Annotated in this window: 19 protein-coding genes; 3 read left to right on the top strand and 16 right to left on the bottom strand. The window is 40.5% G+C overall.

What is annotated here, in order from left to right; translation table 11 throughout:
- The 12 genes from ACK4EX_RS04490 to truA form a co-directional block, all read right to left on the bottom strand.
- Positions 1-1,470, bottom strand: a complete 1,470-nt coding sequence (locus tag ACK4EX_RS04490) for a leucyl aminopeptidase family protein (protein WP_409770155.1) — start codon at positions 1,468-1,470, stop codon at positions 1-3.
- Positions 1,471-1,553: 83 nt separating this feature from the next.
- Positions 1,554-3,083 (bottom strand): NupC/NupG family nucleoside CNT transporter, encoded by a 1,530-nt coding sequence (locus ACK4EX_RS04485; protein WP_409770153.1) that lies wholly within the window; start codon positions 3,081-3,083, stop codon positions 1,554-1,556.
- Positions 3,084-3,115: 32 nt separating this feature from the next.
- A complete protein-coding gene (locus ACK4EX_RS04480; protein ID WP_409770150.1) occupies positions 3,116-3,715 on the bottom strand; it encodes a bifunctional nuclease domain-containing protein in 600 nt (199 codons plus the stop codon).
- Between the two features lie 18 nt (positions 3,716-3,733).
- Entirely contained in the window at positions 3,734-4,696 is a 963-nt protein-coding gene (locus tag ACK4EX_RS04475) for an electron transfer flavoprotein subunit alpha/FixB family protein (RefSeq protein ID WP_409770149.1), read from the bottom strand.
- A gap of 30 nt (positions 4,697-4,726) precedes the next feature.
- Positions 4,727-5,473, bottom strand: a complete 747-nt coding sequence (locus tag ACK4EX_RS04470; RefSeq protein WP_409770147.1) for an electron transfer flavoprotein subunit beta/FixA family protein — start codon at positions 5,471-5,473, stop codon at positions 4,727-4,729.
- Positions 5,474-5,573: 100 nt separating this feature from the next.
- Positions 5,574-6,587 carry a hypothetical protein gene (locus ACK4EX_RS04465; protein WP_409770145.1) on the bottom strand — a complete coding sequence of 338 codons (1,014 nt, stop codon included), beginning with the start codon at positions 6,585-6,587 and terminating at the stop codon, positions 5,574-5,576.
- Between the two features lie 80 nt (positions 6,588-6,667).
- Complete coding sequence (locus tag ACK4EX_RS04460) at positions 6,668-7,252, bottom strand: hypothetical protein (protein WP_409770143.1); 585 nt, start codon at positions 7,250-7,252, stop codon at positions 6,668-6,670.
- Between the two features lie 7 nt (positions 7,253-7,259).
- Positions 7,260-8,387 (bottom strand): hypothetical protein, encoded by a 1,128-nt coding sequence (locus tag ACK4EX_RS04455; RefSeq protein ID WP_409770142.1) that lies wholly within the window; start codon positions 8,385-8,387, stop codon positions 7,260-7,262.
- Positions 8,387-8,992 carry an RNA polymerase sigma factor gene (locus ACK4EX_RS04450; protein WP_409770141.1) on the bottom strand — a complete coding sequence of 202 codons (606 nt, stop codon included), beginning with the start codon at positions 8,990-8,992 and terminating at the stop codon, positions 8,387-8,389. The genes ACK4EX_RS04455 and ACK4EX_RS04450 overlap by 1 nt, the downstream gene beginning before the upstream one ends.
- Positions 8,993-9,067: 75 nt before the next feature.
- Positions 9,068-11,074, bottom strand: coding sequence for an HD family phosphohydrolase (locus ACK4EX_RS04445; protein WP_409770139.1), 2,007 nt, complete (start codon positions 11,072-11,074; stop codon positions 9,068-9,070).
- A gap of 2 nt (positions 11,075-11,076) precedes the next feature.
- Positions 11,077-12,861, bottom strand: a complete 1,785-nt coding sequence (locus ACK4EX_RS04440; RefSeq protein WP_409770137.1) for an ABC transporter ATP-binding protein — start codon at positions 12,859-12,861, stop codon at positions 11,077-11,079.
- The gene (truA, locus tag ACK4EX_RS04435) at positions 12,854-13,690 is read right to left on the bottom strand and encodes a tRNA pseudouridine(38-40) synthase TruA (RefSeq protein WP_409770134.1); all 837 of its coding nucleotides are present in this window, start codon (positions 13,688-13,690) and stop codon (positions 12,854-12,856) included. Before truA ends, ACK4EX_RS04440 begins: the two co-directional genes overlap by 8 nt.
- On the opposite strand from truA, the gene ACK4EX_RS04430 reads away from it, so the two are divergent.
- The 3 genes from ACK4EX_RS04430 to ACK4EX_RS04420 are packed head-to-tail and all read left to right on the top strand — an operon-like array spanning position 13,653 to position 15,711.
- The gene (locus ACK4EX_RS04430) at positions 13,653-14,171 is read left to right on the top strand and encodes a metallophosphoesterase family protein (protein WP_409770381.1); all 519 of its coding nucleotides are present in this window, start codon (positions 13,653-13,655) and stop codon (positions 14,169-14,171) included. The genes truA and ACK4EX_RS04430 overlap by 38 nt on opposite strands.
- Entirely contained in the window at positions 14,168-14,683 is a 516-nt protein-coding gene (locus tag ACK4EX_RS04425) for an AAA family ATPase (RefSeq protein WP_409770131.1), read from the top strand. Before ACK4EX_RS04430 ends, ACK4EX_RS04425 begins: the two co-directional genes overlap by 4 nt.
- Positions 14,684-14,727: 44 nt before the next feature.
- Complete coding sequence (locus ACK4EX_RS04420; RefSeq protein WP_409770129.1) at positions 14,728-15,711, top strand: T9SS type A sorting domain-containing protein; 984 nt, start codon at positions 14,728-14,730, stop codon at positions 15,709-15,711.
- 64 nt (positions 15,712-15,775) lie between these two features.
- On the opposite strand, the gene ACK4EX_RS04415 is transcribed toward ACK4EX_RS04420, so the two are convergent.
- The 4 genes from ACK4EX_RS04415 to hemE form a co-directional block, all read right to left on the bottom strand.
- Positions 15,776-16,858, bottom strand: a complete 1,083-nt coding sequence (locus tag ACK4EX_RS04415) for an LptF/LptG family permease (RefSeq protein WP_409770127.1) — start codon at positions 16,856-16,858, stop codon at positions 15,776-15,778.
- Positions 16,855-17,971 (bottom strand): peptide chain release factor 2 gene (prfB, locus tag ACK4EX_RS04410; RefSeq protein WP_409770125.1). Its coding sequence is split into 2 segments (ribosomal slippage): positions 16,855-17,907 and positions 17,909-17,971, totalling 1,116 coding nucleotides; the frame shifts between segments, so codons are not numbered across the junction. The genes ACK4EX_RS04415 and prfB overlap by 4 nt, the downstream gene beginning before the upstream one ends.
- 106 nt (positions 17,972-18,077) lie before the next feature.
- Entirely contained in the window at positions 18,078-19,163 is a 1,086-nt protein-coding gene (locus ACK4EX_RS04405; protein WP_409770123.1) for a cytochrome-c peroxidase, read from the bottom strand.
- Positions 19,164-19,271: 108 nt separating this feature from the next.
- A complete protein-coding gene (gene hemE / locus ACK4EX_RS04400; protein ID WP_409770120.1) occupies positions 19,272-20,300 on the bottom strand; it encodes a uroporphyrinogen decarboxylase in 1,029 nt (342 codons plus the stop codon).
- Between the last annotated feature and the right edge of the window lie 149 nt (positions 20,301-20,449).

The following is a 20,449-nucleotide window of genomic DNA, read 5'->3' as shown; positions in this document are numbered from 1 at the left end:
TTAAGCGTTTTCTGAAATGTTTTTAATCAAATGATACAATAAAATCACCCCAAAGCCGGTTGCGTTTCGCTGTTTGCCAAATTCTGAAGATGTATAAGCCGTGCCGGCAATATCGATATGAGCCCAATGCTGGGTATTTTCTACAAACTCTTGTAAGAAAAGTGCTGCGCTGATTGCCCCTGCAGTAGGCTTGTTTGAGAAATTCGCTAAATCAGCCACGTCAGAGTGCAAATCTTCTCGATAAGCTTCGTCGAGCGGCATAGGCCAGACTTTTTCGCCAGTGTTTTTTCCGACTTGCGAAAGAAGAGCAGATAATTTGTCAGAATTTGAAAACAAAGCCGCATAATGTTGTCCTAAGGCCCTTGCAGCTGAACCTGTTAGAGTGGCGATATCAATGAGGTAATTTGGCGAATAATTTTTACACACATAGCTTATCGCATCGGCCAAGCAGAGGCGACCTTCGGCATCCGTGTCAATTACTTCAATGGTTTTGCCGTTATAAGAACCAATTACATCTCCGGGCTTGGTGCTTTTTGCATCAATCGCATTATCGGTAAAGGGCACAGCTGCTAAAAGTCGAATGTTCAATTTCGAAAGGGCTACTGCCTCTATTACACTGAGCACTGCAGCAGCCCCACACATATCGCTTTTCATCAAAAACAAGTTGTCTGAAGGCTTTAGATTGATTCCTCCGGTATCAAATAGTACACCCTTGCCCACCAATGCAATAAGCGGGCGATCATTGGCTGACATGTTGTATTTGAGTAAGATAAATTTTGCCGGATACTCACTTCCTCTGTTCACAGCCAGAAGCGCTCTGAAACCCTCGATTTCAAGTCGATCTTTGTGGTAGATTTCGATTTCCACACCTGTCTTTCTGGCCAATACTTCGCAGTATGCAGCCATGTAGTTTACATCTTTTTTGTTCGATGGAGCATTGCCCAGATTCATTGCGTTGAGGTGTGCCCTCGCCAAGTTTTTGAATTCTTCTGCTTTGGAATTTAATTTATCAGAAAATAGAGATACAATAGTTAACGAAGCATTCTCATCACACAGAGTGTGCTCGAAGTCGATGGTTGTTTTGTTCTTTCCAATATTTTGGGTTGAAGTAATTAAACCGTGAATGCACGCTTGAGCAAGTCTTTCGCAAGTATCTAAGGACTGAATGTGCAAAAGATCTAAAGCCCAGGATTTGGATGGATACTCCTTGTAGTCTCTCGCTGCTTTGCGAAATTTTTGCATCACAGCCAGAAACGATTCTGAAGGATCTGTCTTTATAAAGACGTAAAGTGCAGAACCTACAACCGTGGCAAATTCTTTGGTCGATTTCTTTGATAAAAATTCCCTGAAGTGGCTGCTGTTTACTCCAAAACGTTCTAAGTTACCGGAAAAATCTGGACCATCATTGCATAAAGGAACAAAGCACAATGTAACTTCTGAAGGAAAATTATCAGAAAAGTGTACATTCATGACGATACATTTCGCATTAGTGGCGGTAAATCTAATGGAAATGTTTTAGATTTATTAATGAAAATTAAAAGCAATTAAGGCTTTTAAATCAAAATGCCTACAATAGTGGCAGTAAACATTGAAGCAAGGTTTCCACCGATTAGAGCATAAATACCCAATTTGCTCAAGTCGCTCTTTCTGTTTGGGGCTAAGGCACCAATGCCCCCGATCTGAATTCCAATACTTGCAAAATTGGCAAATCCACAAAGGATGTAAGTGGCAATTACAATGGATTTCGGATTAGCAAAACCTCCAGCCTGGATTATTTGGCTCATTGATACATAAGCCACAAACTCGTTTAAAATGGATTTTTCGCCGAGCAACTGACCCACGAGTACTATATCAGGACCATTCACGCCCATGAGCCACGTGAGCGGTGCAAGGGTATAACCTAGTATGAATTGCAAGGAAAGCCCATTGTACTGGCCGTTGGTAAGCTTTTGAATGCCTTCGTTAATACCGCCGATTTCGCCGATGGCGTTCATTAAAATGTAGTTGAACAAAGCGATCATTGAGATAAAAACCAGGAGCATCGCTGCCACATTTACGGCCAAGCGCAGGCCATCGGTAGTTCCATTGGCAATTGCTTCCAGGGCATTTGAACCGATTTTGCTCTTTTCTATATTCATCTCTTCCGAAAATTTCTCCGTTTCAGGAAGGAGCAGTTTAGAAGCGACAATGGCACCTGGAGCCGCCATTACAGATGCCGTAATGAGATGTTTGGCAAAAAACACCTGAAGCATCGGATCATTGCCTCCTAAAAATCCGATGTAAGCGGCCAAAACCCCTCCAGCAATGGTAGCCATTCCACCGGTCATCACACATAGTAACTCTGAACGAGTCATTCTGCTGATATAGGGCTTTACAAGAAGTGGAGACTCTGTTTGACCCAAAAAAATGTTGCCTGCTGCTGATAAACTTTCGGCACCGCTCAGCTTAAGCGTGTATTTCATAAACCAGGCAAAGGCATATACGACTTTTTGTAAAATGCCGTAATAGAAGAGAAGACTTGTAAGAGCTGAGAAAAAGATTACGGTAGGAAGTACCTGAAAAGCGAATATAAAGCCAAAGGTTTGAGTATTTTCGATGATGCTTCCAAAGAGAAATTTCGCTCCGTTTTGCGTAAAAGACAGCAGCAAAACAAACTTTTGGCTTATAAAATCGACCGCTTGCTGCACCCAAGGCAGTTTGAGTACAGATACTGCTATTACGATTTGTATAAAAAGGCCTTTGGCGATTAATGCCCAATTAATGTTCTTTCGATCTTTTGAAAGTAAAGCACCAATAATCAATAATACAGTAAGCCCAAGACCCCCCCTGGCTATCGAAATCAATGAAATACCATCTGATTCAAGTGCCTTGATTGATGACGATAAGTCCTTTTTTTCCAATATTGGTTCGTCAGCAAGTGAATCCTCATCCTTATACTCCGTGGTTTGAACAGCAATAATGGATGTATCAGAGGATTTACATAAGGCCGTCTCTGGAACTAAAAACAAAAAAAATACAGCGAAAAGAATCGCTGTGAAATTCGATAGAACACTGTTTAGCATTGTGCTGTAGCTCTTATTCATGTAAAAACAGGAATGCAAAAGAAGGCACAATATTACATTCCTGAATATCCTCTTTTGCTCATTTCGTCTCTGATACGAGCCGCATATTCATAGTCTTCAGCTTCAACGGCCTTTTGGAGCATTTTTTTGAGTTGTTCGATGGATTTATTGCTGAGATTAGAAGAAGACGACTCATCGCTTGAAGCCTTTGGAGCGGATTTTGGCTTGGGTTTATCTGGATCGTCAATTACCACACCTGCCTTAGCTAAAATTTCTTCTGTTGTATAAATAGGACAATTAAATCGTATGGCAAGTGCCACAGCATCAGAAGGACGGGCGTCGAGAATTTCTTCCCGGCCGCCCATCGTACAAACGATATAGGAGTAAAATACCCCTTCTTCTAGTTTATGGATGACTACTTCTACGATTTCAATACCAAATGTTTCTGCAAATTTTTTGAACAGGTCGTGCGTCAGCGGTCTGGGGACTTTCATTTCGTTTTCTACAGCCATTGCAATGCTCTGAGCTTCAAAACCGCCAATAATAATAGGCAGGCGAATGTTTTGCTCATCTTCACCTAACACCAGTGCATAGGCACCGGAGTGGGTCTGGCTGTAAGACAGACCTTTCAAAAAGAGCTGCACCTTAGTCATGGTGCAAAGTTAATTCATTTATTGTGCTTTATACTTTCTTATCGCTTCGGTCAATGCCGGTACTACTTTAAAAGCATCGCCTACTACTCCGTAATCAGCCGCTTTGAAGAATGGTGCCTCCGGATCGCTGTTGATAACAACAATGGTCTTCGAGCCACTTACGCCTGCTAAGTGCTGTATAGCGCCAGAAATACCCACAGCAATGTATAGTTGTGGATTAATTGTAATTCCTGTTTGACCAACGTGTTCGCTATGTGGGCGCCAGTGCATATCGCTCACAGGCTTTGAGCAGGCTGTGCTGGCACCGAGCACTTCGGCAAGTTCTTCGATCATTCCCCAATTTTCAGGACCTTTTAGGCCTCTGCCGGCTGATACAACTATTTCTGCTTCAGGCAGGGGAATTTTTCCTTTCGCGCGATCTATTTCAACTACCTCAACTTGAACAGATGTAGTGGGTGTGAAGTTTAACTTCTTCACCTCACCTTTTCCACTGTGTTCGGTAATACCCAATGCATTAGGGACTATGGAGATAATAGCCGTATCAGCTAAACTTTCATAATACACATACCCTTTGTTTGAAAAAGCACTGCGTTTTACTTTTAAAGGAGTAGTGCTATCAGGATCGGCTACTACATTTGTAATCAATGCTGCCTTGTGGTGTACTGCAAGTAGCGGAGCTATCATTTTTCCAGTGAATGTACCTGAAAGCACAACTATCTTGGCTCCCGATTCCTTGGCTGCTGTTGAAATGGCCTCAGCTATTTTATAATTGTTAAAGCTCGAGAGTTCAGAACTTTCAACAGAATAAACGGTTTCGATCCCATATTTTCCAAGCACAGATGTGTCGTCTGTTGCATTTATCACCACGGCATTGGCATGCGTGCCAAGTTTAGCTGCAAGGCGAGCACCATAAGAGGCAACTTCATAAGAAGCTTTTTTAAGCTTTCCGTCCCAATTTTCTACAAACACCAATACACTCATATCTTCAAAAATTTATTGATTTAAAAAGATTTATATCACCTTCGCTTCTTCGTGAAGCAGACGCACTAGCTCATCCATATTATCAGGATCTACCATTTTTACTGCAGCTTTTGGAGCAGGTTTTTCATATGCTACTGCCTTTGTGAGAAATTCAGATGAGGTAGGTGCAACCACGCGCAGGGGTTTAGTACGGGCTTGCATGATGCCTCTCATATTCGGTATGCGTAGATCGCTCTCTTCCACCAAACCTTTCTGCCCGGCAATAACAGCTGGCAGAGATATCACTGACTTTTCCTTACCTCCGTCTATCTCTCTGATCACTTTGGCTTTATTGCCCTCGATTTCGAGGCCCACGCAAGCGTTTACAAAGGGCCAACCGAGCATAGCTGCCACCATTCCTGGCACTTGTGAACCATTGTAATCGATCGATTCACGCCCTGCGATGATCAGATCATATCCGCCTTCTCGTGCTTGAGCCGCAATTTCTGATGCTACGAAGTATGCGTCAGTAGGCTCTGCATCCACTCTGATGGCGTCATTTGCACCTATAGCCAAAGCTTTGCGCAATGTGGGCTCAGTTTCTGCTTTTCCAACATTAATTGCAGTGACGTGAGCCCCCTGTTTTTCTTGTAGCCAAATGGCTCGAGTAAGCCCAAATTCATCGTAGGGATTGATTACGAAGGTCACTCCGTTTTTGTCAAACTCTGTATTGTTGTTGATAAAGTTGATCTTCGAAGTTGTGTCAGGCACATGACTGATACATACCAAAACTTTCATTAGTCACACTTTTAAAGGGTTACTGTACGTTGCGAAGGTATTGCGCAAGAAGGGAACTTCAAAATTTTATGCACGCATAATATTTTTTTTGAATGTGTTATTATCGCTTTTTCAAATCGTGAACAGTAACAAGTACCGGCGCTAAACCATAATACTGAACCAGTACAAAGAGTTCTTTTCCTTTATCATCAGAAATGAAAGCATGCAGACGGTCGGGGTCAAATTTGCCCAGATTGGTGTAAAACTCAGCTGCATCTTCATTGGCCTTGATGTGATATGTCGTAAGTTTTTTCCAACTGCCATTTTTTTTCCAAGCGGTGAGTTCAAAGGCTGGAATAGAGGCCTTTAAAGAATCTTGCCTTTTGTAAATGGGATCTTCGGGCAAAATCACACCCTCGTATTCCACCGTTCTAAAACCTGCGAGGAAGACGGCAGCCTTGATGCTGTCTGCTTTTATTGGCTGACCGGTCGCATTGGTCAGTTGATAACCGTTATCAACGGTCAGTGTGAAAGAATTCTCAGGTGTATCAAAGTCTTTGAATTCCACTTTTGAGATTTCGAGATTGTCGAAGGCCCAAATAGTTTTTCGCAACCAAAGCGCTTCGTTTGCAAAAAATCGAGTGGACAAGAATCCGTTAAAGCCAGGTATAAACATGGCATACGGATTTTTACCATCCTTTAGCATCATGTAGGTACCCATTTCATCCATTGTTTCAGTACCGACATAGAAATGACGGATTAGCCTACTGCCGGCATATACCTTCACTTCCTTACCGGCACTTGCCATACGGCGCAACACATTGTCTCGAGCTGATTCGGGAACAAAATTTTTAAGGCGGACGCGATTAAGCGTTTCGAGCAGTGTTTGAATGGCATCTATTCGCACAGGATTACCGCTTTCAGTCTCCCATCCGTTTTTCGTGCGAACGAGGGTTACTGATTTGGGCGTCTTGTCAGAAATAATGATTTTGGTTATAGAGGCAGTATCTTCGATATGGATGGTGTAATCGGCTTTTAAAGCCTCTAAATCGTCCTTCGGTTTATTAAAAATCACATAAGAAACAACGCCAATCATTAATGCAACTATACCGAGAACAACTCTTTTGTTTTTCAATTCCCTTGTCATTTTCTTCAATGGCTAAAATACGGCTCACTCAAAAGTGTAAAATGTAAATGCAATGTTAAGTGCAACTACTATTTGTACCGAATAGCAATCTTCGCCTTGCCGTTGTTAAGGGTTTGAGTAGAATTATCAGAAACTTTTTTTAATATACAAGTAAAACTTATCTCAGCCTCGTAATAAAATTTGTTAGAAATCTGAACTTTTCTGGATTGCAGAATTTTAATTTTTTTCTGGAGATTTAAAGGGGTAATTGAACTTGCTGTTATAGTGCGATTTTCTATAAATTCAATAACAGTTTTACCAGTAGAAATATAATCTGTTGTTTCAAAAAATATTTCTTTATCTGGTTGAAAAAGTTCTTCTAAATCTTGCTCGATTTGAACGCCTGATTTTTCACTTGCAAATGATATGCGAATAAAATTATTGTGATTAATATAAAATTCATAAATAAAAACACGATTTTCTTCAGAATTTAATACTGTGAAACTTCTCGAATACAAGGCATTCTCTCCAACTTTGAAACTATGGGTTGTTCCATTTTCATCCCAACTGATGGTGAGGGGTTCAAAATAAGCATCCTGAGGTAAGCTGTCGAATTTTCTGCAACAAACCAGTATGAAAGTTAACGCAAAAAGTGAAACAAAATATTTAAACATAATGTTATTAGAAGTAATATCTCCATTCTACACCCAAATCCCAACCGTAATTTCTCTGAATGTTGGCATTTGGTACCCCACTATATGGACTTACTTTTGAGAAGAAATTTACAGTACTTTTTGGATTCAAATAGACACCTATTTCTGCACGAATACCAACATTCACCTTTGGAATGCCTGATTCGTAATTCCATGCTCTTTTTCGGCGCTCTTCAGTCTGAAGGCTCAATGCGGGTACTATTGTTTTTACCCCCAATTCGGCTGTTTGATGCAAAAAAATATCGGATGTAATGAATCCACCAACAAATATTTTTCGATTTGGTAAATAATACTGAGCACCAATCGGAACTTCGAGCCAATGAGTTCCATTTACATACAAAGTGTAAAAATTTATCTGTTCCTGATCATAAATTTCTTTTGTTTTTGTATATGTTACGTAATCCATGTTGCCACGATGTAAGTACCTTACACCTGCAATAATTTGAATATTTGGCTTAATGTTTTTTGAAATAAGGACGCCAATACTTGGCAAATTGTTCCCCATAAAATCACCTCCTACAATCCAATGATTGTGCATTAAAGAACCAATTGTCAAAATCCATTGAAAATCAGATTTATCCTTTGTAATTATTTTTTCATCTATATTTAAAAATAATTTGGGTGTATTATCGTCTTTTTGAAATTCAAAATTTTTGTATTCAAAAAAAATTTTTTTGTCCACTGCTTTACTGTCAACTTCATCTTTTCTGATCGAAATATTTACAGCTAGTAAAGTATTAGTTTTATTAGGCAAATTAGATTTTGAAGTTATTTCTGCATTATTAGTTGGTATGGAATGGGTTTCTGAGAGATTTTTTGAAGTTTTATCATCGTTGTATTCAGTTTTTAACACACTTGTTGATATGCGTTCGTTTTCTTGTTCAAGCAAAATAGGTTTAATAAAACCAATAAATCCAATAAAAAGGAAAACATTAGCAAGAGCATGAGTAACAAGTAAAAAAGATTTTTGCCTCTTTTTATAGAGTTTATGCTGCATACTTCTCCAAGCCTGATTTACAGGAGGGATTTCTTCTTTGGCTTGTTCAAAAGCTTCTCTGAACAATTTATCAATGTCTTTACCCTCTCTTTGCATCATCAAGCTTTTTTATTCAATCTGTTCTGAAGAAATTTTCTTGCTTCATGCAGCAAGAGTTTGCTATTACTTTCAGAAATGTGCAATGTTTCAGCGATTTCTTTATGCGAAAATCCCTCAATGGCATAGAGCATAAAAACCATTCTTTTTCGCTGCGGAAGCTGATATACTAATTGAATTAAATAGTCATATTCAAAGGCACTATCAGCAGCAGCAGTCACTGGAATTTTTTTTAAATCATCTTCGATGGGCTGAAGGTTGTCTTTATGTCGTTTGTTGGTACGAATAAAATCTAAAGCAGTATTTATAATGATTTTTTTGATCCAGCTTTCAATTTTCTCATAATCGTCGAGCGATTTAATGTGTTTAAACACTTTTACCATGGCCGAATTGAAAATTTCGATGGCATCGTCATGGTTGTTTACATATCTGTAAGCTACGGCATATTGCTTTTGGTAAATGTATTTATATAATTCTTCTTCAGCCCTGTTGTCACCCTTTATCAAACGTTCGATCCAGCCCAATAAACCTGTCGTAGTGGATTGGTGCTGTTCAAGAACGAGATTGATAAATGTGCCGTCCAAGTTTTCTTTGTTTAGCTCAGCCATTTTATAGACGGTTGAAGAAGATAAATGGTTAGAATTAAACACAAAGTTATTTCTGGCACAAAGTCCCCATTGTCATTATTTTGGATAAGTTATTCGGCTGTGGTAAATGTTGATGATTTTTTTCTTAAGAGTCTTTTTAACCTCTGATATTTCAGCAAGTGTAATGTTTGCATTATCAAACTGGCGCTGTTCCATGAGCGAATCAAAAATGGCATCAATTTGGGCCTCTAACTGAAACCTATCAGCACCATGCTGAGCCAGACTACGACATGCCGCTTCCACGCTGTCAGCCAACATAAGTATAGCCGTTTCTTTTGAAAATGGCGTTGGACCCTGGTACCGAAAACGTTTTTCCACTGTTGGATTTTCAGGAAAATTTTTTAAATACATTTTGTAAAAATATTGAACAGTAGTAGTGCCGTGATGGGTGCGAATAAAGTCGATGATCGATTCAGGAAGTTTGCGTTCGCGTGCCAAGGTGATACCCTCTTTTACATGTTCAATAATCACTCTGGCGCTTTCTTCGAATGAAAGTTCGTCGTGCGGATTGTATCCGCTAACCTGATTTTCAATAAAAAACTGAGGGTGTTTCATTTTGCCGATATCGTGATACAAAGCCGCTGTGCGCACCAGCAGTGTGTTGGCTCCTATGACAGCAGCTGCACTCTCGGCTAAACTTGACACCTGGATACTGTGCTGAAAAGTTCCAGGTGCTTTTTCAGCAAGTTCCTTGAGCAATGGCATATTGGTATCTGAAAGCTCAAGTAAGCTTAAGTCTGACACCATGCCAAAAATTCTCTCAATACCGTAAATTATTGGAAAAGCCAATAAAATGAGAAAGGAATTAATGATTAATTTCAAATATATGTCGGTCGATGAGGTAATAGTTTGTCCGGTAGTAAGTTGTAAAGCAAAAAACACAAAGAGATAAACAGCAATTATTTTAAAAACAGATGTAAAAAGTTGACTTCTTTTATAAATTGATTCCACAGTGATAATGGAAAAAACACCACTGGTAAAATGCAAAAGGAAAAACGTATAAACATCACCAATATAAATGCCTATGAGCAACAGCAATAAGAAATGTGTAAAGAGTGCCAATCGCGTATCATAAAAGGCTTTTAAGACAATAGGAACAATCGGCAAAGGCACAAAATAAATCCACTCTTCATTTCTTTTTGCTACTTGTATACTTACGAAAAAAAAGAATATGACTATAGAAAGTATCATCAGAATTTTGGAGCTATCTTCAAACACATTCGGCCTGAAAAAAACTAAAAATTGATACAACATAAACAGTATAATAGATACTAAAATAAACTTGCCTAAAAATGAATAAGATCTGTTTAAGCCAAAGGGGTATCCAGTATTGTAAATATCTCTATAATAAAGCAATCTATTATGTGTTTTCAGATCTATGATCTGTCCTTTTTTTACAAGTATATCACCTTGCTGTATCAATTCACTTTTTGAAGTTACTAAAATCTTCGATTCTGATAACTTTTCTTGTTTAAAAAACTTAAGGTTTGGTACGATGGTTATTAAAACATTTTGAGGTGAAAAACCCTTATATAGGAATGCACTATCAAGTGACTTTTTTAACTCCTTTTGTACATTTGATGAAAGCAAAATACTCTCACAGTCGATAGCAAGTGTATCTGTATCTTTTAAAATAAAACAGGAATTTTTTTCATTAAATTTTTCATTTGAAATCAATTTTACTTTATACAATTTAACAATTAGATCTAAAGTTTCATCCCCAAGGATGTTTTTTGCTAATGAATCAGAAAATTGTAGTTGAATTTGAGGTGATTGTTGTAGGAGTTGAAAATATGTAATAGTTCGTAGGATACTATCTTTTTGTTCGAAAAGTTCATCGTCGGAAAGGGGTCGTACGAAGGCAAATTCAGCGGACAAATCATCGTATTTCCAGGTTGAGTTTTTTTTCCAATCATGTGGAAATCTTCTCCCCTCCGGATAGAGTAGAGCTATTAAAACAGAAGCAATAAAAAACAGAACTAACTCTCTGTTTTTTACCACAACATTATTTAAAAATTTAAATACAATTAAAAGTATTTTCATTATTATCGGTCTGAGACTTGTTCGGTCAAGGATGCGAATTGTATCTCGAATAATTTGCTGTAGTAGCCTTTATTTTTAAGCAATTCTTGATGTGTGCCTTCTTCAATGATTTTGCCTTTTTTAAGCACAAGGATTTTATCCGCATGCAAGATGGTGCTTAATCGGTGGGCGATGATGATGCTTGTGCGACCACGTGTAATGTGCTCTATGGCTTTTTGCACCATCTGTTCAGTTTGGCTATCGATATTAGAAGTAGCTTCATCGAGGATAAAAATTTTGGGACGTACCAGATAAGCGCGCAAAAACGCTATCAATTGTCGCTGACCTGTGCTCAAAGTAGCCCCTCTTTCACGCACATTGTAATCCCAGCCACCGGGCAGTGAACGAATGAAAGGCATAATGCCGATTCTGTCAGCAGCTTCCTCTACTTCAGCAAGTGTGTATGGCTGTCCGAGCGTAATGTTTTTGTAAATAGTGTCAGAAAACAGAAACACATCTTGAAGTACCACAGCCATCTGACCTCTCAGAGACTGAAGTGATACTTTAGAAATATCAATATTATCGATGTAAATAGCACCTGCCCGAGGCTGGTAGTAGCGTGATAACAATTGAATAATAGTGGACTTGCCAGCTCCTGTTGCACCTACTATAGCCAATGTTTTGCCCGCTTCAATCTCAAAAGATACATTGTGCAAAACCGTTTCGTCAGCCTTGTAACCAAAGGTTACATTTTCGAAACGCACTTGGCCTACAATAGGAGGCATTAAAGAGGTAGAGGTATCTGATTCAGGGAACTCAATATTGTCGAGTAAGGAAAATACGCGATTGGAGGCCACAATACCCATCTGCAGCGAATTGATGCGATCAGCTAGCTGGCGAAGCGGTCTGAAAATCATGTTGATAAACATGATCAGAGAGGTTAATTCACCAAGGGAAATATCCTGCCCACTTACTGCCCACCAAGAACCGGCACTTACTACCAATGCAATTGAAATAGCTGAAATCAAGTCAAGAAGAGGTAAAAAGATGCTGAAGTACCATATGCCCTTAATGTTGGCATCTCTATGTCGAGCATTTATGATTTTGAATTTTTCAAACTCAGCTTTTTCGCGGCCGAAGATCTGAACGACACTCATTCCGGTGAGACGTTCTTGTACGAAGGCGTTTAGGTTGGCCACTTCGTTGCGCACCTGTTGAAAGGAAATCTTTATGTTTTTCTGAAACCACCTTGTAGCGACGAATAAAAATGGTAAAACGGATAGCGCTATGAGATTAAGTCGCCAGTCAATGAAATAAAACATGGCAATAAGCATAGCTACTACCTTAAGTAAGTCACCAATTATTACAAGTAATCCTTCTGAGAAAATTTCAGAAATAACTTCAATATCTGATATTGCTCGCGTTACGAGATTTCCAACGGGAGTGCGGTCATAAAATTCAAGTTTAAAATGCACTAAACGCTTGTAGAGCGAGGCTCGTATGTCTTTAATAATGTTTTGGCCCAAAAAATTTGCCAGATATGAATAGAAGTATTGGGCGATGCTCTCGAACACCATTAATGCTAAAATCAAGGTGCTGAGCTGAATGAGCAGAGTTTTGTCACGCGTGATTATAGATTCGTCAATAGCCTTTTGGATAAGTACTGGACGTGCCGATGTAATGATTGACAAAAAAATGACTAGTCCCATACCGTAAAAAAATTCCTTTCGGTAAGGTCCTATAAATCTGAAAACTTTTCGAAGCGCTGAAATATCTAAGGCTGTGGAAGTATAAGATGATTCACTCATGAGTTATAAAAATTGTGTCGGGGTAACAAACTTGAGTCAGATAAAGTGCGTATGGTGGAACAGAAGCTCCCGCCTGACGACGATCTCCGCTTTCGAGTACGAAGGTAAATTCTGATTCCGAAAGTTTTCCAGAGCCATAATCCAGCAAAGTGCCTACTATGGCGCGCACCATGTTGCGCAAAAAGCGATTGGCGCGAATCGTAAAACGGATACCCACATCAGTCTCTGTCCATTGTGCTAATCGCACATGGCAATATGAATGTTTGTTGTTTCCTCCGGTTTTTTCGAAGCAGGAAAAATCCTTTTCTCCCAGGAGGAGCTGGCTGATTCTATTTAGTTGAGCCACATCAAATGGTTGCCACAGCCATAAAAGGCTTCGTTGATAGAGAAAGGGGTTATGTTTATAATGAATGTCGTATTGGTATTCGCGCTCTATGGCACTGAATCGGGCATGAGCCTCGTCGCTAACTCTAAATACCTGATTTACGGCAACATTAGGATAGAGGATTCCGTTCAATGAACGCGTCAGTCGCTCGAGATCGTCTATGGGCTCTGAGGTGTCGAAATGCGCAAACATTTGCAGCGCATGAACTCCGGTATCCGTTCGGCCAGCGCCTACTGCGTACACTTCTTGCCTTAGTACTGTAGTAAGTGCTTCATTCAGGGTTTGCTGTACAGTAATAGCGTTTGGCTGAATCTGCCAGCCGTGAAAGGCCATACCATTATAAGCAAACTCTATAAAATATCGCAACGCACACCAGTATTTACTTTTGCAAAGGTACATGTAATCGATAGCGGGTATTAAACGAATATTTTTACTCTCAGACACACATGGATTTCTGGACGATGCCATTTGCCGGTATGCAGCCCAGGCTGACGAAGTATGGCATGCCGGTGATATAGGCTCTGAAAATGTATTGGAAAGATTATCTCAGACCGGCACCTTGCTTCGTGCGGTATTTGGTAACATCGACGATACAGCTCTACGAAAAAAATGGCCTGAGGATGCTGTGTTTGAAATAGAAGGTCTGCGAGTTTGGATCACGCACATTGGAGGATACCCCGGCAAATACGTCAGACGAGTTCAAAAAATGTGGAATGCCATCAATCCAGGATTATTCATATGCGGACACTCGCACATCCTAAAGGTTATGTATGACTCTAAAAACGCTTGCTTACACATGAATCCCGGAGCAGCAGGAATTCACGGATTTCACCATGTTCGTACAGCTTTGCGATTTCAGGTCAATGCCGGAAAAGTGGAAAATCTTGAGGTAATCGAATTCGGAAAACGCGCTCAACAGTTGTGAAAATTGCTGTTTTAGGCCCGGAATCTACCGGTAAATCTGTCTTATGTAAGAAACTTGCCCTGTATTACAAAGGATTATGGGTGCCAGAATTTGCAAGGTATTTTTTACTGTCGCAGTCCAATTTGTATTCCTACAACGATTTAGAGAAAATAGCTCTTGGACAACTTATGTGGGAAGGTTTATATGAAAGATTACAAGAGTCAAAATGGCTTTTTTACGACACTACATTGCTCACCATTAAAATTTGGAGTGAATGGAAATATAGAAAAACTTCCAAAATGATAGAGGATAGCTATTGTAATCCAAAATACGATTTGATTTTACTATCAGACATAGACTTGCCTTGGACCTATGATCCACAGCGCGAAAATCCTCACGATCGCAAAGAATTATTTGATTATCACATAACAATTTTAAAAAAATGCAACTATACTTTTGAAATAGTTTCAGGTTTTGGACAAAAAAGACTTGAAAATGCCATAAAAATTCTTGAAAGTCTCAAAATACATTAAATTCATTGAGTTTTTTTTAATTGTTTTGTAGAAAATTGATTGATATGAAAAAATTCTACCTCTTCACTCTTGCTTTAAGTATAAGCTTATCAGCTCAGGCGCAACAAAAAATTGCAGGAAAACCTGTTGTAAAAATTGCACCGAATTTATCTCATCACTTTTTTATAAGTGGTACAGAGAATGTTAATGATACGCTTTCACCTACTTTGTTGCCTGGTTGTACAGTTGGTCCACAGCTACTCAGTTCGTCAAATGGTGGATTTGTAGCCGGTACAAATGGATACGGCGACTTTGAAAAAGCTCAAAGAATTGCAACCAATACTCTTGGCAAGATTCACTCAGTACTTGTAGCTTTTGGAGCAAAAAGAATTGTTGGTACAGCAGATAATTACAATGTAATTATTTACAACGTAAATGCTGCAAACGGTTCACCCTCAGGTACGGGTGTAGCTACATCAGCCAATGTATCATCTACCAACATTGATACATCAGGTCAATTTACCAAATTTACCTTTGCCACACCGGTTAATTATTCCGGTCCTTTCTTTGCCAGTGTGGTTGTAGGAGGCGGCAACAGAAATGACACTGTTGGAATTTTCCACACAGGCGGAAACTGCGGTGGTGGATCAGCATGGGAAAAGTGGGACACTGGTCAATGGTACGCTTTTAACGACCCGAATGCCTGGGGAGCGCAAGTAGATGTAGTCTTATACATACTTGCTGAAGTAGAAAGAACTGGAACCATTGGACTTGACAATGACTTTCTTCTTTTGAAGAATTCAGTAAAGGTATTCCCAAATCCTGCATCAGATATCGTAACCGTATCTTATAGCCTCGCTCAAAACAGCAAAGCTCAGTTCAGCATCCATGACCTGACTGGTAAAACCGTACACAGCGAAGAGCTCGTAGCTGTTTACCAAGGAGCTAATGCTAAAAACATCCGAATTGGTCATTTGCCCGCAGGTGTTTACACCTATACTTTGCGCACAGCTACTGAATCAGTGAGCGGTAAGCTGGTAATTCGCTAATTTTATATTTTAAGGATAGACAGTCCTGATAGTAAAAAGCCCGGGATTCAATTCCCGGGTTTTTTTATTTTGGTGCTATTCGAAATAAATAAATTCCCACCCCTGCGAAAATTACATTCGGCAACCAGAGAGCGATGAAAGGTGAAAGATTGCCATTCGTACTAAAGACAACGGAAACTCTTTGAAAAAATACGTATGTAACACATAATCCTAAACCCAATGCGATGTTTAACCCCATTCCACCCCTGCGTTTTTGACTACTCAGGCTTACGGCAATGAGTACCAGAATGATGGTAGCAAAAGGCCATGCGGTGCGCTGATGTAATTCAAGCAGATACATGTTTATTTTTTCTGAACCTCTGACTTTTTCGGCCTTAATAAATTCAATTAGCCGAGGCGTATTCATCATTGTGACGCTATAAAGCTTTGGACTAAGTTCGTCAGGTTTAAAATCAAAAATTGTATCGAGCTGCCGACCAATGATGAGCTGATCGCCTCCCTCTTGAATGTATCGAATTGTGTAATTGTCGAGCTTCCATTTGGATTGAACAGTGTCGAAGCTGATGAAATCAGAGGAGAGCTTAGAAACAAGACGCTGACCATCAAATACTTCATAAGTAAATCTATACCCGCTCATTCGGTCGGGATTGTAATTTTCCAGATATATCAGGTGGCCTGGCTTAATCTGTCGATGTAAGTCGTTGTTCCTCTCTCCAGATGTAACATTGATATAGAGATTTTCGAAATGAAGTCTGCGCACATTGCTTATGGGAATGACAAAATGCGCTAGAAGCATGCTGAATACAGTGACGATAATCGTACCAATAGCGTAAGGATACATTAACCTACTAAAACTCATTCCACCTGTAAGAATGGCAACTATTTCAGTGCGATTTGTCAGCATGCTTGTGAAAAAGATCGTTGAGATAAACACAATCATGCTGGTGAACATATTGCCATAGTACACTATAAAGTTCAGGTAATAATCGAAGATTATTTCACGGGCTGAAGCGCCTTTTGTGATAAAATCTTCGATCTTTTCTGAGATGTCAAATACTATGGCTATAAGTAGAATGAGTACCAGGGTCAAGAAAAAAGTGCCCAAAAAATATCGAAGGATGTAGCGATCTATTATGCCAAACTTCATAAAGCCGATTCTGCATTGGCTGTCTTACTGCTGCCCGTGCTCATCAGGTAAGCTTTGAGGAACTCATCGAGATCGCCATCGAGTACGCCTTCGGCATTCGATGTTTCAGTTCCAGTGCGCACATCTTTTACCAATTTGTAGGGATGCAGCACATAGTTGCGAATTTGGGAACCCCACTCGATTTTCTTCTTGCCTGCCTCTATTTCAGCTCGCTTTTGGTTGCGCGCTTCAAGCTCCATTTCATAGAGTTGCGACTTTAGCAGTTGAAGGGCTTTTTCTTTGTTTTGAAGCTGGGAGCGGGTCTCCGTATTTTCTATGATGATGCCGGTAGGCTTGTGACGAAGGCGCACGCCAGTTTCCACCTTGTTTACGTTCTGTCCGCCGGCACCACTTGAGCGGAAGGTGTCCCATTCGATGTCGGCAGGATTGATTTCGATGTGAATGGTGTCGTCTACAAGCGGATACACGTAAACGGAAGCAAAGGATGTATGTCTTTTAGCGTTTGCATCAAAAGGAGAAATCCGCACCAGACGATGTACTCCGTTTTCGCCTTTCAAATAGCCAAATGCATAATCGCCTTCTATCTGAATGGTAGCCGTTTTGATGCCGGCCACATCGCCGTCTTGAATGTTAAGTTCAGTGACCTTGTAGCCATGCTGCTCTGCCCAGCGTGTGTACATGCGCAGTAACATAGATGCCCAATCGCAGCTCTCGGTACCACCAGCGCCTGCGGTAATCTGTAGCACGGCACTTAGGCGATCTTCTTCGGCCGAGAGCATATTACGGAACTCGAGGCTTTCGATTGCTTTTAAAGCAGCTTCGTAGGCTCTGTCGAGTTCTTCTTCGCTTATCACTTCTTCTTTGTAAAAATCGTATGCAAGCTGCGCTTCTTCCACCATTCGAGCAGCTTCTTCAAAGCCTTCGATCCAGAATTTCAGTTCTTTAATCTTTCGAAGGATTTTCTGGGCTGTTATTGGGTCGTCCCAAAAGCCTGGTGCAGCTGTACGCTCTTCTTCGTTTTGAAGGGCTATTTTCTTACCTTCCGGGTCAAAGATACCCCCTTAGCGCTTCCAGGCGCCCCGCTAATGCACTTACTTCTTCAAAAGTTTTCATACTACCGGCAAAGGTAATGGAATGATAAAATTCTCTTTTTTGAATAAAAATTCAAAAAGCTGAATTCATATTTCTTATTTTAATGATAGAAATGAAAAGGAAGAATTTACTCGTTTGGATCAGAAAAGCGGGGGTCAGTGAGAAAATCAACGTCTGTGAGCGTATTTAAAAATGCAAGAAGAGCACTTTTTTCGTATTGCGTCCAGTTGCGACCCACACCGGCGGCTTTCATGTTAGGATCAATGGTAGACGAGGGATGCCCTCCCATATTGTAAAATTCAATAACTTCTTGAAGTGACTGAAAACGGCCATCGTGAAAGTAAGGAAATGTAACGGCCACATTGCGCAGCGAGGGAATTTTGAATTTACCGCGATCAGCGGGATTTCCAGTCACAGCCATTCGACCAAGGGGCATAGTAGCCTCCGGCTCCACACCGTTATTGGTAAATATTAACTGGCCGAAAGCTCCAAACATATTGCCGGTGGTGGTGCTTCCATGACAGTGAAAGCAGTCGCCACGTTCGGTTTCAAACATGGTAAAGCCAAAGAGTTCAAGCTCTGTAAGCGTTGTCTCTCCTCTACGCCATTTGTCGTACTTGGAATTTCCTGAAATTAAGGTTCGCTCAAATTGTGCTATGGCCTTTGTGACGCGCTCCACGGTGATTTCTTCGGTACCAAAAGCTTTTTTAAACATTGGAGGGTACTTTGGGTCTTCCCGCAGTTTTTTAAGCACAGCTTCCCAGGTGGTATTCATCTCCAGGGGGTCCACGATCGGATGGAAAGCTTGATCTTCGAGGCTTGGTGAACGCCCATTCCAGAAGAAATTTTCGAGCCAGGCCATGTTTACAATGTGCATGGCGTTAAAAGTACCCGCTAAGCCATCTACTCCTTTACTCAATTTATTTGGAGCATCTGAAAAAGCAAATTCCTGTTTGTGGCAGCTGGCACAGCTCATAGAATTGTCACGCGACAACTTCTTTTCATAGAAGAGATGGCGGCCGAGCTCGACACCTTCTACTGTAAGCGGATTGTTCGGATTTAATATCGGAGGTGGAAAACCTGGAGGAACTTGTAGCTTATATGGGGTGGGAGTATAAATATCGGACTTGTTGTTTTCCTTTCTGCAACTTATGGATAAGATTGAAACCAACAACGTTAGCACACCAAGTACATAGAGCTTGATCCTCATCATCTACTTTTTAATTACAAAAATAACCCGTTTACTCGGTATGAAACTTGAGAAAAAGCACGTAATATGATGAAAGATACTCTTTTACATCAAAACGCGAAGGATGCATATTCAGTGCATTCGATATTCTTTTACCGCCTCTACAAAAGCCTTGGCATTTTCAAAGGGCACACTGGGTGTAATGCCATGTCCGAGATTAGCGATATAGCGCTGCGGGCCGAATTCGTCGATCATCTGATGTACTTCTTCCCGTATCTGGTCTGGTGTAAGGTGCAAATGAGCAGGATCAAAATTTCCTTGAAGGGTAATAATACCACCGGTGAGTTCACGTGCTGTTTTCGGGGAAATGCACCAATCAACCCCAAGTGCTGATGCTTTGGAATTTATTGTCAAATCTGCTAAAGCATACCAAGAGCCTTTTGGATATAGAATTACAGGTGCATGAACACGCAGAGCATCAGCTATTTGTAATAGATAAGGACGGGCAAACTTGTTGAAATCGGAAGGCGAGAGCAAACCACTCCACGAGTCAAAGACTTGTACTACATCAGCACCTGCCTTTACTTGTCGTTTGAGATAATCAATCGTTACTTGAGTAATTTTTGTTAGCAGGCTGTGGGCCTCTACTGGCTTGCTAATACAAAACTGACGGGCGCGATCAAAATTTTTTGAGCCTTTGCCTTCGACCATATAGCAAAGTATAGTAAATGGTGCTCCGGCAAATCCGATAAGGGGTACACGGTCGTTTAGTGCCCTTTTAATGAGTTTGATCGCATCGTACACGTAGTTTAGTCTTTCAGCAGCTTCATCTACTTCGAGGGATGAAATATCGGCTTTGGTCTGAATGGTTTTGGGTAAATAAGGGCCTTTGTGCTCGACCAGCTCCACTTCGAGGCCCATGGCTTGTGGCACCACAAGTATATCGGAGAACAAGATGGCAGCATCAACCCCGATTTGATCCACAGGTTGGAGAGTAATCTCACAAGCGAGCTCAGGCGTCTGAACTCGGGTGAAAAAATCGTACTTTTTTCTCAATTCCATGTAAGAAGCCAAATAGCGGCCAGCCTGGCGCATCATCCATACGGGAGGGCGTTCTACCGGTTCGCCCCTTAAGGCTTTAAGAAGCAGGTGATCTTGCACGTTTGAATCTTTTCACAAAGGTCATACGCTGTAGCTATGTGTAATTGTTCAGATAACGTTAAAGCTAGTGTAATGTATTTAATTTAAAGAGTTGTAAATGAAAGCAAAACCGGAACTACCATCGGATGGATTTAAAGGATAAGGGATCT

This window comes from Thermaurantimonas sp. (genome assembly GCF_046299575.1).
Taxonomy (GTDB): Bacteria; Bacteroidota; Bacteroidia; order Flavobacteriales; family Schleiferiaceae; genus Thermaurantimonas.
Note: the sequence above shows the minus strand (reverse complement) of the source record. Positions and strands in the feature narration are given on the sequence as shown.